The sequence below is a fragment of the Streptosporangium heterodermiicola genome, assembly GCF_051390675.1.
GTDB lineage: Bacteria > Actinomycetota > Actinomycetes > Streptosporangiales > Streptosporangiaceae > Streptosporangium.
In genome coordinates, this window is the sequence record NZ_JBPJSR010000071.1 from 1 (window position 1) to 1,549 (window position 1,549).

Below are 1,549 nucleotides of genomic sequence, written 5' to 3' on the forward strand. Positions count from 1 at the left end.
TCGCACCCGACGGCTGCGGGTCTCGCACGCCTTCCACTCGCCGTTGATGGAGCCGATGCTGGCCGAGTTCGAGCAGATCGTCTCGGGATTGACCTTCGCCGAGCCGAGCATCCCGGTCGTCTCCAATGTGACGGGCCTGCTTGCCGAGCGCGGTCTGCTGACCGACCCGGCCTACTGGGTGCGGCATGTGCGCGAGGCGGTGCGGTTCGCCGACGGGGTGACCGCCTGCCAGGCGAACGTGTTCGTCGAGGTCGGCCCGGATGGGGTGCTGACCGGTCTGGCTCAGCAGAGCGTCGAGGACGGGGTGTTCGTCGCGACCGCGCGCAAGGACCGTGACGAGGTCCGGGCACTGGTCGAGGCACTCGGCCGACTCCACACCCATGGCGTGGGAGTCGACTGGACGTCGATCCTCACCCCGGCACGGCATGTCGATGTGCCGACGTACGCCTTCCAGCGGGAGCGCTTCTGGATTCCGGTGCGCGCCGGGGTCGGGGAGATGAGTGCCGCCGGGCTGGGCGCGATCGATCACCCGCTGCTGAGCGCGGTGACGGAGGTCGCCGGGGGTGAGTCGGTGGTCTTCAGCGGTCGCCTGTCGGTCGCCGCGCAGCCGTGGCTGGCCGATCACGTGGTCAACGGGACGGTGATCGTGCCGGGGACCGGATTGCTGGAGCTGGTGCTGCGAGCCGGGGCTGAGGTGGGCTGGCCGCTCGTACGGGAACTGACGCTGCAGGCTCCGCTGGTGGTGCCCGCCGAGGGCGGGGTGCAGGTCCAGGTCGTCATCGGGGCGGCCGAGGAGTCCGGTGGCAGGGCGGTCTCGATCCACTCCCGCCCGGAAGGCGACGTCACGGCTCCGTGGACGGGTCATGCCGAGGGGCTGCTGAGCGCGGAACCACTGCCGGTGGCGGCGTTCGAGCTGGCGCAGTGGCCGCCGGTGGACGCGCGGCCGGTGGCGGTCGACGGTCTGTATGACGATCTCGCGGCGGTCGGCTTGGAGTACGGCCCGACCTTCCAGGGGGTGACGCGGGCGTGGGCACGCCCCGGTGAGGTGTTCGCCGAGGTCGTGTTGCCCGAGCAGGCGCACGCTGACGCGGCGCGGTTCGGGGTGCATCCGGCGTTGTTGGACGCGGTGTTGCACGCCAGCGCGCTGGGTGATCTGCTGCCGGAGCCCGAGCCGGGACGGCCCTTCCTGCCCTTCTCCTGGTCGGGTGTGTCCCTGCACGCCACGGCGGCGACCAGCCTGCGGGTCAGGCTCACCACCAACGCGGACACCGGTGGCCAACCGACGGGGGCCGGTGTCGCCAATATCACCCTGTTCATCGCCGATGGGAGCGGTGTGCCGGTGGCGGAGGTCGAGGCGCTCACGTTGCGTCCGCTGTCGACCTCGGATCTGGCCGCCTCAAGTGGTCAGGGCTGGTTGCATCAGGTGGGCTGGAGCGTGGTCGCGGCCCCGACGGGCACGGCAGCACCCTCCTGGGTGGTGCTGGAGGCGGGAGCGGGCCTGGCTTCGGTCATCGAGGTGCCCGAGGCGGTGCTGGTCACCGTACCGGCG

General features: G+C 71.5%; 1 protein-coding gene. It reads left to right on the top strand.

All coding sequences use genetic code 11. The features are described from left to right. The coding region (locus tag ACSC1Q_RS42920) for a polyketide synthase dehydratase domain-containing protein (protein WP_436764501.1) at positions 1 to 1,549 on the top strand (1,549 nt) is incomplete at both ends.